Genomic DNA, 14828 nt, shown 5'->3' on the forward strand with positions numbered 1-14828 from the left:
GCGACCGCCGGGTCTATCCCAGGAAGACGGCGACGTCGTGGGCGACCTCGAGGAGCCACCCGGGGACCACGCCGAGCGCCACCGTGAGTCCGACGCTGATCGCGATGGGGACCGTCGTCAGCAGACTCGGCTCGACGACGGCCGGGGTGTCCGCGGGCGGGTCGGCGAAGAACATCGCGACGATCACCCTGACGTAGAAGTACGCGGCGATCGCACTGCACACGACGCCGACGATCACGAGCGGCCACGCGCCCGCCTCGCCCGCGGCGGAGAAGACGGCGAACTTGCCGATGAAGCCGCCGGTCAGCGGGATGCCCGCGAACGACAGCAGCAGTACCGACATCATCGTGCCGACCAACGGGTGCTGCCGACCCAGTCCGGCCCAGGCACGCAGGTCGGTCTCCTCGCGGCCGGTGGCATCGCGCACCACGCTGAGCAGTGCGAACGCGCCGAACGCCGACACCGCGTACACGGCGATGTAGAAGAGCGTCCCGGACAGGGCGTCCCGCGACAGGGTGACGGCTCCGACGAGCGCGAAACCGACGTGACTGACCGATGAATACGCCAGCATGCGCTTGAGGTCGCCCTGGGTGACGGCCATGACAGTGGCGATCACCATCGTCGCGATCGCGATGGTCCACAACGCGGGACGGGCGGTGTCGGCGAGCTGCGGGAACCCGACGTGCAGCGCGCGGAGCAGCGCGCCGAATGCGGCGGCCTTCGTCGCCGACGCCATCAATGAGGTGACCGGGGTCGGGGCCCCCTGGTAGACGTCGGGCACCCACGACCCGAACGGGACCGCACCCACCTTGAACAGCAGTCCGACGGTGATGAGTGTCAGTGCGATCACCGCGAACGTGCGGTCGTCGGCCGTCTCGAGCGATTCCCCGAGGTCGCGCAACGACAGCGAGGCGCTCGCCCCGTACGCGAACGCCGTCCCGAACAGGAAGATGGCCGACGCGAAAGCGCCGAGCAGGAAGTACTTGAGCGAAGCCTCCTGCGACAGCAGGCGACGACGCCGCGCCAGTCCGCACAGCACGTACAGCGGCAGCGACAGCACCTCGAGTGCGATGAACATCGTCAGCAGGTCGCCGCACGAGCCGAACAGCATCATGCCGCCGACCGCGAACAGCGTCAACGGATACACCTCGGTGGTCAGGAAACCCGCGCGGCCCGCGGCGAGCTCGTCGGCGGTGCCGGGAACCGTCGCGCCCGACGGAGTGAACGCGTCGGCGACCAGGTCGTCGTCGGCCGTACCGGATTCGCCGGGGCCGCCGACCGCGACCGGCTTGCCCGCCGCGGTCCTGACCTCGGTCGACGCCCATACTCGATCGAGGCGTCGTTCGCCCATGAACGCCACCGCGCCCAACGAGACCACGAGCACCACGGCCTGCACGAACAGGCCGGGACCGTCGATCAGCACCGCGCCGGACATCAACGTCCTCGTCTCGGGGGAGTCGCCCGACGCCGCGTTCGCGACGAAGCCGAGCGCGACCATCGCGGCGACGATGCCGGCACACGAGAGCGACAGTTGCACGCGGTATCGCGCGCCGGGCCGGACGAACGCCTCGACGAGCACACTCACCACGGCGACGCCGAAGACGATGAGCATCGGTGACAGCCGGAAGTAGTCGATCGACGGGGTCGTCATCGGTCGCCTCCCTGGACGGCGGTGGTGGACGTGTCGGGTGCGGTCGCCGGGTCGACGAAGTCGAGGATGATCCGCGGGAAGAAGCCGAGGACGAACAGCGCGACGATCAGCGGTGCCAGCACGAGCTTCTCGCGGACCCCGAGGTCGGTGACGCGACCGTCCGGGTCGTCCGGTGGGGGGCCGCCCATCATCCGCTGGTACGTCCACAGGATGTACACGGCCGACAAGACCAGGGCGATCGACGCGACGACGGCCGCGGCGGGATACCGGACGAACGTTCCGATCAGCACCAGGAACTCACTGATGAACGGGCCGAGGCCGGGCAACGACAGGGTCGCGAGGCCCGCGATCAGAAATGTTCCGGCCAACACCGGCGCCAGGCGTTGGACGCCGCCGAAGTCGCTGATCAGTGAACTGCCGCGACGCGAGACCAGGAACCCGGCCACCAGGAACAGCGCGGCCGTCGAGACGCCGTGGTTCACCATGTACAGCGTGGATCCGGTCTGTCCCTGATCGGTGAGCGCGAAGACGCCGAGCACGATGAACCCGAAGTGCGAGATCGACGTGTACGCGATCAGCCGCATCACGTCGCGCTGGCCGATCGCCATCACCGCGCCGTACACGATGCTGATCACCGCGAACGTGCACAGGACCGGTGCGAACGTCTCCGACGCGTCGGGGAACAGACCGAGGCAGAACCGGAGCATCGCGAACGTGCCGACCTTGTCCATCACCGCCATCATCATCACCGCGGCGGCCGGCGTGGTGGAGACGGCGGCGTCGGGCAGCCACGTGTGCAGCGGCCAGACGGGAGCCTTGACGGCGAACGCGAACACGAAACCGCCGAACAGCAGATTCTGCGTGGTCGGGGACATGTCGAGCGTCCCGTCGGCCATCGACCGCGAGATCGACTCCAGACTGAACTGGCCCGCCACCGCGTACAACCCGATCACCGCGGCCAGCATGATCAGGCCGCCGAACAGGTTGTACAGCAGGAACCGCACGGCGGCGCGCGAACGTTCCGGCGCCGCCCCCGGCCCTTCCGGCCCGAAACCGCCGATCAGGAAGTACATCGGGATCAGCATCGCCTCGAAGAAGATGTAGAACAGCAGCACATCGGTCGCGACGAAGCTCATCAACACCATCGCCTCGACGGCCAACAGCAACGCGACGTAGATGTGGACACTCTTGCCGCGCCGATCGCCGCCGTCCGCGTCCCGCCACCCGGCGAGCAGGAGCAGGGGAGTGAGCACGGTGGTCAGGAGGATGAGGGCCAGGCCGACGCCGTCCAACCCGAGCGAGTAGCGGGCGCCGAACTGCGGGATCCAACTGAGGTCCTCGGTCATCTGGAAGCGTCCGCCGCCGGTGTCGAAGCGGACGGCGAGGACCACCGACCAGGCCAGGACCAGCAACGACGCGCCGATGCCGATCACCTTGGCGTTGTGCGCGCGTTCGGCGGGCAGGAACATGACCACGGCGGACGCGACCGCGGGGAGCAGCCAGAGCACGGTGAGCCACGGCATCGTCATAGGACGTTCACCACCATCGTCAGCGCGGCGATCACCACGGTTCCGGCCAGGATCGACAGGGCGTACGAACGGACGTAGCCGTTCTGGGCGCGTCGGGCCAGCGTCGACGTCCCGGTGACCGCGGCTCCGATGCGCGTCGGAACCGCTGCGAGCCCGTGGTCCTCGACGGCGACGAGCCCCGCCGTCGCCAGCGCCCCCGGTCCGGCGATCATCCGCTCGTTGAACGCGTCGCCGTACAGGTCCGCGCGGGCCGCGACGGTCAGCGCGGACACGTCGTCGGGCGCCGTCTCCGGCACCGACTGCCGTCCGTACTTCGCCCACGCCACCGCGACGCCCGCGGCGACGCACACCAGGACCACGGTGGTCACCGCCCATCCGGGCAGCGGGCCGTCGTGCTCGGGCGCCTCGCCGACGACGGGAGTCAGCCAGTCGGTCAACGTCCCGCCGATCGCGAGGAGGGCGCCCGCGCCGACCGATCCGATCGCGAGGACGATCATCGGAGCCGTCATCGACGTCGGGGCCTCGTGCGGGTGGGCGTCGTCCGCCCACCGTCGCGGCCCGAAGAACGTCATCACCATCACGCGCGTCATGTAGAACGCGGTGATCGCGGCGCCGAGCACCGCCGCCCCGCCGAGGAGCCAGCCGCGCACCCCGCCCTCGCCGAGGGCGGCCTCGATGATGCCGTCCTTGGAGAAGAAGCCGGAGAACGGCGGGACACCGATGATCGCCAGGTAGCCGAGTCCGAACGTCACGAACGTGATCGGCATCGCCGTGCGGAGTCCGCCGAAACGCCGCATGTCGGTCTCGTCGTTCATCGCGTGCATCACCGAACCGGCGCCGAGGAACAGTCCGGCCTTGAAGAAGCCGTGCGTGAGCAGATGGAGGATGGCTACCGCGTATCCGGCAGGCCCCAGGCCCACGGCGAGGATCATGTAGCCGATCTGGCTCATCGTCGACGCGGCGAGCGCCTTCTTGATGTCGTCCTTCGCGCAGCCGATGATCGCGCCGAACAGCAGCGTTACCGCGCCGACGACCGTGACCGCTGTCTGCGCGTTCGGCGCGAGGTCGAAGACCGGACCCGATCTCGTGATCAGGTAGACGCCCGCCGTGACCATCGTCGCCGCGTGGATGAGCGCCGACACCGGTGTCGGGCCCTCCATCGCATCGCCCAGCCACGCCTGCAGCGGGACCTGCGCCGATTTGCCGCATGCGGCGAGCAGCAGCATGAAGCCGATGCCCGTCACGGCTGCCTCGCTCGCGCCGGGCGCCCCCACGAAGACGGCGTCGAAGTCGACCGAGCCGAAGCCTGCGAACATGATCATCATCGCGATCGCCAGGCCCATGTCGCCGACCCGGTTCATCACGAACGCCTTCTTCGCGGCGGTCGCCGCCGACGGCTTGTGCTGCCAGAACCCGATCAGCAGGTACGATGCGACGCCCACGCCCTCCCAGCCCAGGTAGAGGCCCAGATAGTTGTTCGCCAGGACGAGCACGAGCATCGCCGCGACGAACAGGTTCAGGTAGGCGAAGAAGCGTCGACGGTTCGGATCGTGCGCCATGTAGCCGATCGAGTACACGTGGATCAGTGCGCCGACCACGGTGATCAACAGCACGAAGCACATCGACAGTTGATCGAGTCGGAGCCCGAAGTCGACGTGCAACTCACCGACGGGAACCCACGAGTACAACGCCTGCGTGATCGTCCGATCGCCGGTGTCGCGGCCGATCATCGAGATCCACGCGATCACCGCCACCAAGGCCGACGCCGCAGCCAGCGCGGTTGCGAGGAGATGTCCCCACGCGTCCGAGCGTCGACCGAGCAGCAGGAGGAGCGCGGCGCCGAACGCCGGGAGTGCGGGAATCAACCACAACTGCGTCACGCCCGTCACCTCCTCAACAGGTTCGCGTCGTCGACGTTCGCCGAACGCCGGGTACGGAAGATCGTCATGATGATCGCCAAACCGATCACCACTTCGGCAGCCGCGACGACCATCGTGAAGAACGCGATCACCTGGCCGTCGAGGCTGCCCTGCATGCGGGCGAACGTCACGAACGCCAGGTTGGCGGCGTTCAGCATCAACTCCACGCACATGAACACGACGATCGCGTTGCGCCGCAACAGCACTCCCGACGCGCCGATCGCGAAGAGGATCGCCGACAGATAGAGATAGTTCGCCGGGTTCACGGTGCGTCCACCCCTCGACCGCGCTCGGGGAGCCGAGAGGTCGGACTGCGCTCGGGGAGAGAGGCGGACGCGAGGCCGCTCTCTGGGAGTCGGGGAGTCAAGTTGCGGTTCACGGAGAGGAGAGCCGGGGAGCCGTCGGGTGTGCGGCCGGGCATGTCGACGGCGTTGTGGCGGGCGTAGACGCCCGGTGCGGGGAGCGGCGTCACGTGGCCGCCGTTCTTGAAGCGTTCGATCGACCGCTCGCGCTGCCCCTTGACGGGTTCCGTCGGACGACGATGCGCCAGCACCATCGCGCCGAGGGTCGCGGTGATGAGCAGGGCGCCCGTCAGTTCGAACGCCCACAGGTACCGCACGAAGATCAGTTCGGCGAGGGCGCGGACCGCGTCGTTGCCCGTTTCGTCGGGCGCGCCGACGAACGGTGAGATCGACGCCGTGCCGATCGCCGCGACGAGGAGAACGCCGAAGCCGGTCGCCAACCCGACCGCGATCACCCGCTGTCCCCGCACCGCCTCCACCAGGGAGTCGGCCGAATCGACGCCGATCAACATCAGTACGAAAAGGAACAGCATCATCACCGCGCCGGTGTACACCACGACCTGCACCACGCCGAGGAACAGCGCGCCCTGCATCACGTAGAAGACCGCGAGGATGATCATCGTCATCGCCAGGAACACCGCGGAGTAGACGGCCTTCGGCGACAGGACGACGCCGAGCGCGCCGATCACGACGATCACCGCGAGCACCCAGAACGTGACGGCTTCGGCGCCTGACGTCTCCAGAAGCGGCCCCGCGGCGGTCATCGCAGACCGTCCGGTCCGATGTCGCCGCGGTAGTAGTTCTCCGGCCGCGAGCCCTCGGCCATCGCGTGCGGCGGGGCGGTCATCTCCTCGTCCAGCGGCGCGAGCAGCTTGTCCTTCTCGTAGATCATCGATTCGCGGCTGGTCCCGACGATCTCGTAGTCGCCGGTCATCGTCAACGCGCGCGTCGGACAGGCCTCCACACATAGGCCGCAGCCGATGCAGCGCAGGTAGTTGATCTGGTAGACGCGGCCGTAGCGTTCGCCGGGTGAGAACCGCTCGTCGTCCGTGTTGTCGGCGCCCTCGACGAAAATCGCGTCCGCCGGACACGCCCACGCACACAGTTCGCAGCCGATGCACTTCTCCAGGCCGTCCTCGTACCGATTCAACTGGTGACGTCCGTGCGTCCGCGGCAACGACGGCCTGCGTTCCTCCGGATACTGTTCGGTGATCGGCGTGCGGAACATCGACGCGAATGTCCCGCCGAAACCGGCGATCGGCTTCAAGCTGTCAGGCATCGTCAGACCCCTTTCTTCTCGAGCGCTGGTGCACTGTCGGGCATCGTCTGCCCCGGAAGCGGCGGGACCGGGAAGCCGCCCGCCATCGGATCGAATACGGGCTTCTCGACTGAAGGCTTCTCGACTGCGCTCGAAGAACCGGAGGAGGTGCCGGCGAGGCGGGCGATCGCGTAGAGGAGGAGTGCGGTCACGGTGACGCCCGCGGCGGCAAGGACCACCGACGACGTCCGCTCCGACGCGTCGCGCGTGGCCTGCGTGATGACGCCGACCACCATCACCCAGGCGAGGGCGATCGGGATCAGCACCTTCCAGCCGAGATTCATGAACTGGTCGTAGCGCAGGCGCGGGAGCGCGGTCCGCAGCCAGATGAATCCGAACAGGAAGATCCACATCTTGATCGTGAACCACACCAGCGGCAGCCAACCCGAGTTGGCTCCGTCCCAGATCGAGATCGGCCACGGCGCCTGCCAGCCGCCGAGGAACAGCGTCGTCGCCAGCGCCGACACCGTCGCCATGTTGACGTACTCGGCGAGCATGAACATCGCGAACTTCAGTGAGCTGTACTCGGTGTGGAAGCCGCCGACGAGTTCGCCCTCGGCCTCGGGGAGGTCGAACGGCGCCCGGTTGGTCTCGCCGACCATCGAGATCAGGTAGATGACGAACGACGGCAACAGCAGCAGCACGTACCAGTGGTGCCGTTGCCCGCCGACGATCTCCGACGTCGACATCGTCGACGACAGCAGGAACACGGCGGCGAACGAGAGTCCCATCGCGATCTCGTACGAGATCACCTGGGCCGTCGACCGGAGGCCACCGAGCAGCGGATACGTCGATCCCGACGCCCATCCCGCGAGGATGATCCCGTACACGCCGATCGAGGTGACGGCCAGGACGAACAGGACACCGACCGGCAGATCGGTCAGCTGAAGCGGCGTGCTGTGTCCGAACACCGACACCTGCGGCCCCATCGGGATGACGGCGAACGCGGTGATCGCGGGAACCACCGAGATGATCGGGGCGAGCAGATAGATCACCTTGTCGACGCCCGCCGGGGTCAGACCCTCCTTGAGCGCGAGTTTCACACCGTCGGCCAGGCTCTGCAGCAGGCCGCCGGGGCCGACGCGGTTCGGGCCGAGGCGCGTCTGCATGCGGGCCATGATCTTGCGTTCGGCGAGGATCCCGACGAGCACCGTCAGAACGAGGAACACGAAGATGCCGAGCGACTTCGCGAGAATCAGCCACCAGACGTCGGTGCCGAAGTCGTCCAGCGTCGGAAAGGTCGTCATCGCCCGGCTCCGATCTCGACGACGTCGCCGGGCGCCGCGCCGAGCATCGGGTACAGGCGCGAGTCGGGCGAGTTCATCGGCAACCACACCACGTCGTCTGGCATGTCCGTGACGGTCAGGGGCAGGGTGACGGCTCCGCCACCGGCCGACACGGTCAGCGGTTCACCGTCGGCGACGCCAATGGACGCGGCGGCCGCGGCCGACACCCTCGCGACCGGAGTACGAGCGGTGCCGGCGAGGTGGGGTTCACCGTCTTGCATGCGTCCGAGGTCGAGCAGCATGCGCCACGATGCGAGGACGGCCCGGCCCGGACCGATCTCCGCTGGGGTGCTCGACGGCGTCGGGGCGAACGTGTGCCGCTCGCCGCGCCACGGGCCGATACGACCGAACTCGCGATGGATCTGCTCGGGGCTGTCGCATCGCAGGTCGACGCCGATCTGGGCCGCCAACGCGTGCAGCACCCGGTGATCCGACAGCGGGACGCTGCCGACACCGACCGGAAGCACCGTCGTGAACGGGCGCGGGCGCCCTTCCCAGTCGAGGAAGGTCCCGGACTTCTCCGGCGCCGCCGCGACCGGCAGGACGACGTCGGCGTGACGTGTCGCGTCGCTTGCGCGCTGTTCGAGACTGACCACGAATCGCGCGGCCCGCAGCGCGTCGACTGCCCGTGCGGGCTCCGGCAGATCGTCGAGTTCGACACCGCCGATCACCAGGCCGTCGAGATCGCCGGACGTCAGCGCATCGAGGATCTGGGAGGTGGACCGCCCGGTCTCGGCGGGCACCTCCACACCCCACACATCGGCGATCTCGGCGCGGGCGCGGTCCGAGTGGACGGGCCGACCGGCGGGCAGCAGCCCGGGTGCGGCTCCGACGTCGAGCGCGCCGCGTTCGCCCGCACGGCGGGGGATCCAGGCGAGCCGGGCGCCCGATGCAGCCGCGGCGCTGAGCGCACCCGGGCTGGCCGCGAGACGTTCCCCGACGATCACCACCGTGCCGGGCTCCGCCAGCAGGTCGCCGAGCCCGGAGAGGGCCTGCGCCTCCCGGCCCGGGACGCACGCGTGCAGCGTCGCCGACAGTTTGGCGGTGCCCGGGCTGAGCCACGACGACACCGTGTGGACGCGCAGCCCGGCGCGCACCGCCTTGCGGAGGCGGAGGAAGACGATAGGCGACTCCTCCTCCGGTTCGAACCCGACGAGGACGACCGCGGCGGCCGCTTCGAGGTCGTCGTAGGTGACGCCGATCCCGCTGCCCGCGACGTGGGCGGCGAGGAACTGCGCTTCCTCGGCGGAGTGCGCTCGGGCGCGGAAGTCGACGTCGGGGGTCCCCAACACCGCGCGGGCGAACTTGCCGTACGCGTAGGCGTCTTCGACGGTGCAACGTCCGCCGAGCAGCACGCCGGTACGCGGTCCGCACGCCGCGAGCCCTTCCGCGGCCGCGTACAGCGCATGCGTCCAGGACGCCGGGTGCAGGAGGCCGTCGTCGCCCCTGACCAGCGGGGACGTGATCCGGTCTGGTTGGCGGGCGTACGTGAACGCCCACCGACCCTTGTCGCAGTTCCATTCCTCGTTGACTTCGGGATCGTCGCCCGCGAGGCGCCGCAGCACCTTGCCGCGGCGATGATCGGTGCGTTGTTCGCATCCCGAGGCGCAGTGCTCGCAGACGCTCGGCGACGACGCCAGGTCGAACGGACGAGCCCGGAACCGGTAGGCCGCGCCGGTGAGCGCGCCGACCGGGCAGATCTGCACGGTGTTCCCGGAGAAGTACGAATCGAACGGGTCCTGGGAATAGGCGCTGACCTGTTGCAGCGCGCCCCGATCGGACAGCGCGATGAGCGGATCGCCCGCCACCTGATCGGCGAACCGCGTGCAGCGGGCGCAGAGGACGCAGCGTTCGCGGTCGAGCAGGACCTCCGACGACAGCGGCACCGGTTTGGTGTAGGTGCGCTTGACGCCCGCGAACCGCGACTCGGTGCGGCCGGCCGACATCGCCTGATTCTGCAGCGGGCACTCGCCGCCCTTGTCGCACGTCGGGCAGTCGAGCGGGTGATTGATGAGCAACAGCTCCATCACACCCGACTGCGCCGTCGCGGCGTCGTCCGACGAGTGCTGGGTGTGCACCACCATGCCGTCGCTGACCGTCGTGGTGCACGACGCCATCGGCTTGCGCATGCCCTCGATCTCGACGACGCACTGGCGGCACGCGCCGACCGGGTCGAGCAGCGGGTGATCGCAGAATCGGGGGATGTCGACGCCGATCGTCTCCGCGGCCCGGATCACGAGCGTGCCTGTGGGGACGGTCACCTCGACGTCGTCGATGGTGAGAGTGACCTGATCGTCCGACATCAGTGGGCCTCCTGTCCGAACACCGTTGAGCGGGCCGGGTCGAACGGGCATCCCCGGCCGTTCAGATGCGCGAGGTACTCGTCGCGGAAATGCTGCAACGACGACGCGATCGGACTGCCCGCGCCGTCGCCGAGCGCGCAGAAGCTCTTGCCGACGACCGTGTTCGTGGTGGACGTCAGCAGATCGAGGTCGGCCTCGGTGGCGTCGCCCTCCTCGATGCGTTGCAGGATCTGGACCAGCCAGTACGTTCCCTCACGGCACGGTGTGCACTTGCCGCACGACTCGTGCTTGTAGAACTCCGTCCACCGCAGCACGGCGCGGACCACGCACGTCGTCTCGTCGAAGAGCTGGACGGCCTTGGTGCCGAGCATCGACCCGGCCGCGCCGACACCCTCGTAGTCGAGGGGCACGTCGAGGTGTGCGGGCGTGAACATCGGCGTCGACGATCCGCCCGGTGTCCAGAACTTGAGTTCGTGACCGGCGCGGATGCCGCCCGCACGGTCGAGGAGTTCGCGCAGGGTGACGCCGAGCCCGGCTTCGTACTGGCCGGGGTTGGTGACGTGCCCGGACAGGGAGTATAGGGTGAAGCCCGGCGAGCGTTCGGTGCCCATCGACCGGAACCAGTCGACGCCGTTGCGCAGGATCGACGGCACGCTCGCTATCGACTCCACATTGTTGACCACGGTCGGACTCGCGTACAGACCCTCGGTCGCCGGGAACGGCGGCCGCAGCCGTGGCTGGCCGCGGCGCCCTTCGAGGGAGTCGAGCAGCGCGGTCTCCTCGCCGCAGATGTAGGCGCCCGCACCCGCGTGGACCACGAGGTCGACGCTCACGCCCGAGCCGAGGACGTCGGGCCCGAGCAGTCCGGCGTCGTACGCCTCGGCGACGGCTGCGCGCAGCCTGCGGATCACCGAGGCGACCTCGCCGCGGACATAGATGAACGCGGTGCCTGCGCGGATCGCGTACGCGGCGATGATGACGCCCTCGACGAGCATGTGCGGGGACGCCAGCATCAGCGGCATGTCCTTGCAGGTCCCGGGCTCGGACTCGTCGGCGTTGACCACCAGGTAGTGCGGCTTCGGCGTGTTCTGCGGGATGAAGGACCATTTGGTGCCGACCGGGAAGCCCGCGCCGCCGCGCCCACGCAGACCGGACGCCTTGACGAGGTCGATCACCTCGTCCGGCGTCATCGCGAGCGCCGCCTTCAGGCCTTGATAGCCGTTGCGAGCGAGGTAGTTCTCCAGCAGCCACGACTCGTCGTCGTCCCAATGGCGGGACAGGACCGGGGCCTGCGCGGGCTCGGACCCGGGAGTGGGCATGTCGACGACGATCACGGCCGGGCTCCGGGCTGCTCGGCGAGGCCGGCGAGGAGTCGGGCCGTCTGCCGGAACGTGCACAGCGACGGTGTCCCGCGACTCGGGGCGGGCGGCCGCCCGGACCGCAGGTCGGCGACGATTCGCGCCGCAGACTCCGGTGTCTGGGAGTCGAAGAACTCCCAATTGACCATCACGACGGGCGCGTGGTCGCAGGCGGCGTTGCACTCGACGTGTTCGAGCGTGATCGAGCCGTCGGGCGTCGTCTCGCCCGGTGCCACGCCGAGCAGCTCGGACAGGTCGGCGAGTATCCGGTCGCCGCCCATCACCGCGCACAGCGTGTTGGTGCAGACGCCGACGAGGTACTCGCCGGTCGGCTCGCGGCGGTACATCGAGTAGAACGTCGCCACCGCCGCGACCTGGGCCGTCGTCAGCCGGAGACGGTCCGCGCAGAAGCCGATGCCCGCGCGCGTGAGGTAGCCGTCCTCGCTCTGGACGAGGTGCAGGAGCGGCAGCAGTGCCGACCGCGACTCCGGGTAGCGGGCGACGATCTCGTCCGATTCGGCGGTCAACGACGCCAGGACCTCGGCCGGATACTCGGCCGGACCGTCGAATGCGATCGGCGGTGTCGGCTCGGTGGTGCTGAAGAACACGGGTTGGGCAGTCATCGGTCGACGCCTCCCATCACGGGGTCGATGCTGGCGACGGCGGTGATGACGTCGGCGATCAGGCCGCCTTCGCACATCGCGGCGACAGCCTGGAGGTTGGTGAACGACGGGTCGCGGAAGTGGACTCGGTAGGGGCGCGTCCCGCCGTCGGACACCACGTGGACGCCGAGTTCGCCGCGCGGCGACTCGATCGAGACATAGCACTGGCCCGCGGGCACGCGCATGCCTTCGGTGACGAGTTTGAAGTGGTGGATCAACGACTCCATCGACATGCCCATTATTTCGGCGATGTGCTCGGGGGAGTTGCCCAGGCCGTCCGGGCCGACGGCGAGGTCTGCGGGCCATGCGAGTTTGCGGTCGGTCACCATCACCGGCCCGGGTTCGAGCTTGTCCAGGGCCTGCCGCACGATCGAGATGGACTGCCGCATCTCCTCGATACGGATCAGGTAGCGGCCGTACGAGTCGCAGCCGTCGTCGGTCACGACGTCGAAGTCGTAGTCGTCGTAGCCGCAGTACGGGGCCGACTTCCGCAGGTCGTGGGGGAGCCCCGTCGACCGCAGGACCGGGCCGGTGATGCCGAGCGCCATGCACCCCGTCAGGTCGAGGTACCCGACTCCTTTCGTGCGGGCCTTCCAGATGTAGTTCTCGGTGAGGAGCGCCTCGACCTCGGCGATCTCGCCCGGCAGGGCGTCGAGCACCGCGGAGATCTTGTCGATCACGCCGTCCGGCAGATCGGCCGCGACGCCGCCCGGCCGGATGTACGCGTGATTCATGCGCAGCCCGGTGATCTCCTCGAACAGGTCGAGGATCTTCTCGCGCGAACCGAACCCGAGGAACATCGGCGTCACCGCTCCCAGCTCCATGCCGCCGGTCGCCAACGCCACCAGGTGCGATGTGATGCGGTTGAGTTCCATCAGCAGCACGCGGATCACGCTTGCCCGGGCCGGGATGTCGTCGGTGATCCCGAGCAGCTTCTCCACCGCGAGGCAGTACGCGGTCTCGTTGAAGAACGGTGACAGATAGTCCATGCGCGTCACGAACGCGACGCCCTGCGTCCATGTGCGGAACTCGAGATTCTTCTCGATGCCGGTGTGCAGGAAGCCGATCCCGCAGCGGGCCTCGGTGACGGTCTCGCCTTCGATCTCCAGGACCAGGCGCAGCACGCCGTGCGTCGATGGATGCTGCGGGCCCATGTTGACGACGATCCGTTCGTCGACGTTGGCGGCCGCCGCGCGTTCGGCGACGGCGTGCACGACGTCTTCCCAGTCGTTGCCGCCGACTGTGACCGTGCTTGTCTCGGGACGTGCTGTGTCGGTCATCAGTTGTACGACCTCCGCTGGTCGGGCGGCGCGACGGTGGCGCCCTTGTACTCGACGGGAATGCCGCCGAGCGGGTAGTCCTTGCGTTGGGGGTGGCCCTCCCAGTCGTCGGGCATCTCGATCCGCGTCAACGACGGGTGGCCCTCGAAGACCAGACCGAAGAAGTCGTACGTCTCGCGTTCGTGCCAGTCGGTGGTCGGGTAGATCCGGAACAGACTCGGCAGGCGTGGGTCGTCGTCGGGCGCGGTCGTCTCCAGGCGGACCTCGCGGTTGTGGGTGATCGAACGCAGCGGGTACACGGCGTGCAGTTCGCGGCCGGTCTCGTCGGGGTAGTGGACGCCGCTGACGCCGAGGCAGAGTTCGAAGCGGAGCGACGGCTCGTCGCGCAGCGTCGACGCGACCGCCCGCAGGTGCGTCCGCCGGACGTGGATCGTCATCTCGCCGCGGTAGATCACGACGTTCTCGACGGCGTCGTCGAATGCGACGCCGTGCGCGTTCAGTCCGGCGGCGAGCAGGTCGGCCACCTCGTCGAAGTAATCGCCGAACGGCCGTTGAGTGCTGCCGGGCAGGTTGATCTGCGCGATCATCCGCCCGTAGCCGGACGTGTCGCCGCTGCCGGTGGCGCCGAACAGTCCGTGTCGGGCGCCGATGGTCTCGCCGCTCACCGCAGCAGTCCCGTGAACTCGATCGTGGGCTTGGACGCGAGGGCGGCCTGCTCGGCGGCGCGTACGGCCTCGTCCCGGTGGACGCCGAGCGGCATCTGCGCGATCTGCTCGTGCAGGGCGAGGATCGCGTTCAGCAGCATTTCGGGCCGTGGCGGGCATCCCGGCAGATAGATGTCGACGGGCACGACGTGATCGACGCCCTGCACGATCGCGTAGTTGTTGAACATGCCGCCCGACGACGCGCACACGCCCATCGCGAGCACCCATTTCGGTTCGGCCATCTGGTCGTAGATCTGTCGCAGCACCGGGGCCATCTTCTGGCTGACGCGCCCGGCGACGATCATCAGGTCGGCTTGGCGGGGAGACGCGCGGAACGCCTCCATGCCGAACCTGGCGAGGTCGTAGCGGCCGGAGGTGGTCGCCATCATCTCGATCGCGCAGCACGCCAGCCCGAACGTCGCGGGCCACAGCGAGCCTTTTCGCATGTAGCCGGCCAGCTTCTCGACCGTTGTGAGCAGTACTCCGCCGGGGAGTTTCTCTTCGATTCCCACAGTT

Annotated in this window: 13 protein-coding genes; all 13 read right to left on the reverse strand. The window is 68.7% G+C overall.

Annotated elements, in window-relative coordinates; genetic code table 11:
* Positions 1-13 precede the first annotated feature (13 nt).
* Genes nuoN through GYB83_RS13710 form a run of 13 tightly spaced genes read right to left on the reverse strand, consistent with a single transcriptional unit; the run spans position 14 to position 14824 of the window.
* On the reverse strand, positions 14-1651 hold the full coding sequence (gene nuoN, locus GYB83_RS13650) for an NADH-quinone oxidoreductase subunit NuoN (RefSeq protein WP_161895984.1): 1638 nt from the start codon (positions 1649-1651) through the stop codon (positions 14-16).
* Entirely contained in the window at positions 1648-3180 is a 1533-nt protein-coding gene (locus GYB83_RS13655; protein WP_161895985.1) for an NADH-quinone oxidoreductase subunit M, read from the reverse strand. The genes nuoN and GYB83_RS13655 overlap by 4 nt, the downstream gene beginning before the upstream one ends.
* Complete coding sequence (nuoL, locus tag GYB83_RS13660; RefSeq protein WP_161895986.1) at positions 3177-5060, reverse strand: NADH-quinone oxidoreductase subunit L; 1884 nt, start codon at positions 5058-5060, stop codon at positions 3177-3179. The genes GYB83_RS13655 and nuoL overlap by 4 nt, the downstream gene beginning before the upstream one ends.
* A 5-nt stretch (positions 5061-5065) precedes the next feature.
* Positions 5066-5365: an NADH-quinone oxidoreductase subunit NuoK gene (gene nuoK, locus GYB83_RS13665; protein WP_161895987.1), complete on the reverse strand. Its 300-nt coding sequence runs from the start codon at positions 5363-5365 to the stop codon at positions 5066-5068.
* Positions 5362-6165: an NADH-quinone oxidoreductase subunit J gene (locus GYB83_RS13670; RefSeq protein ID WP_161895988.1), complete on the reverse strand. Its 804-nt coding sequence runs from the start codon at positions 6163-6165 to the stop codon at positions 5362-5364. The genes nuoK and GYB83_RS13670 overlap by 4 nt, the downstream gene beginning before the upstream one ends.
* The gene (gene nuoI, locus GYB83_RS13675) at positions 6162-6680 is read right to left on the reverse strand and encodes an NADH-quinone oxidoreductase subunit NuoI (protein WP_161895989.1); all 519 of its coding nucleotides are present in this window, start codon (positions 6678-6680) and stop codon (positions 6162-6164) included. Before nuoI ends, GYB83_RS13670 begins: the two co-directional genes overlap by 4 nt.
* A 2-nt stretch (positions 6681-6682) precedes the next feature.
* Positions 6683-7966 carry an NADH-quinone oxidoreductase subunit NuoH gene (gene nuoH / locus GYB83_RS13680; RefSeq protein WP_161895990.1) on the reverse strand — a complete coding sequence of 428 codons (1284 nt, stop codon included), beginning with the start codon at positions 7964-7966 and terminating at the stop codon, positions 6683-6685.
* Positions 7963-10308: an NADH-quinone oxidoreductase subunit G gene (locus GYB83_RS13685; RefSeq protein ID WP_161895991.1), complete on the reverse strand. Its 2346-nt coding sequence runs from the start codon at positions 10306-10308 to the stop codon at positions 7963-7965. The genes nuoH and GYB83_RS13685 overlap by 4 nt, the downstream gene beginning before the upstream one ends.
* Entirely contained in the window at positions 10308-11627 is a 1320-nt protein-coding gene (gene nuoF, locus GYB83_RS13690) for an NADH-quinone oxidoreductase subunit NuoF (RefSeq protein WP_228461482.1), read from the reverse strand. Before nuoF ends, GYB83_RS13685 begins: the two co-directional genes overlap by 1 nt.
* A gap of 11 nt (positions 11628-11638) precedes the next feature.
* Complete coding sequence (gene nuoE / locus GYB83_RS13695) at positions 11639-12289, reverse strand: NADH-quinone oxidoreductase subunit NuoE (RefSeq protein WP_161895993.1); 651 nt, start codon at positions 12287-12289, stop codon at positions 11639-11641.
* The gene (gene nuoD, locus GYB83_RS13700; protein ID WP_161895994.1) at positions 12286-13608 is read right to left on the reverse strand and encodes an NADH dehydrogenase (quinone) subunit D; all 1323 of its coding nucleotides are present in this window, start codon (positions 13606-13608) and stop codon (positions 12286-12288) included. Before nuoD ends, nuoE begins: the two co-directional genes overlap by 4 nt.
* Positions 13608-14273 carry an NADH-quinone oxidoreductase subunit C gene (locus GYB83_RS13705; RefSeq protein ID WP_161895995.1) on the reverse strand — a complete coding sequence of 222 codons (666 nt, stop codon included), beginning with the start codon at positions 14271-14273 and terminating at the stop codon, positions 13608-13610. Before GYB83_RS13705 ends, nuoD begins: the two co-directional genes overlap by 1 nt.
* Positions 14270-14824 (reverse strand): NuoB/complex I 20 kDa subunit family protein, encoded by a 555-nt coding sequence (locus GYB83_RS13710; RefSeq protein ID WP_161895996.1) that lies wholly within the window; start codon positions 14822-14824, stop codon positions 14270-14272. The genes GYB83_RS13705 and GYB83_RS13710 overlap by 4 nt, the downstream gene beginning before the upstream one ends.
* Positions 14825-14828: the final 4 nt, after the last annotated feature.

It is taken from the genome of Gordonia spumicola (assembly GCF_009932475.1).
Lineage (GTDB): Bacteria > Actinomycetota > Actinomycetes > Mycobacteriales > Mycobacteriaceae > Gordonia > Gordonia spumicola.

Bases quoted from the DNA above. Each gene is read 5' to 3' on its own strand.
- nuoN (WP_161895984.1), bottom strand. From the start codon at position 1,651: ATGACGACCCCGTCGATCGACTACTTCCGGCTGTCACCGATGCTCATC.
- GYB83_RS13655 (WP_161895985.1), bottom strand. From the start codon at position 3,180: ATGACGATGCCGTGGCTCACCGTGCTCTGGCTGCTCCCCGCGGTCGCG.
- GYB83_RS13670 (WP_161895988.1), bottom strand. From the start codon at position 6,165: ATGACCGCCGCGGGGCCGCTTCTGGAGACGTCAGGCGCCGAAGCCGTC.
- nuoI (WP_161895989.1), bottom strand. From the start codon at position 6,680: ATGCCTGACAGCTTGAAGCCGATCGCCGGTTTCGGCGGGACATTCGCG.
- nuoH (WP_161895990.1), bottom strand. From the start codon at position 7,966: ATGACGACCTTTCCGACGCTGGACGACTTCGGCACCGACGTCTGGTGG.
- GYB83_RS13685 (WP_161895991.1), bottom strand. From the start codon at position 10,308: ATGTCGGACGATCAGGTCACTCTCACCATCGACGACGTCGAGGTGACC.
- nuoF (WP_228461482.1), bottom strand. From the start codon at position 11,627: ATGCCCACTCCCGGGTCCGAGCCCGCGCAGGCCCCGGTCCTGTCCCGC.
- nuoE (WP_161895993.1), bottom strand. From the start codon at position 12,289: ATGACTGCCCAACCCGTGTTCTTCAGCACCACCGAGCCGACACCGCCG.
- nuoD (WP_161895994.1), bottom strand. From the start codon at position 13,608: ATGACCGACACAGCACGTCCCGAGACAAGCACGGTCACAGTCGGCGGC.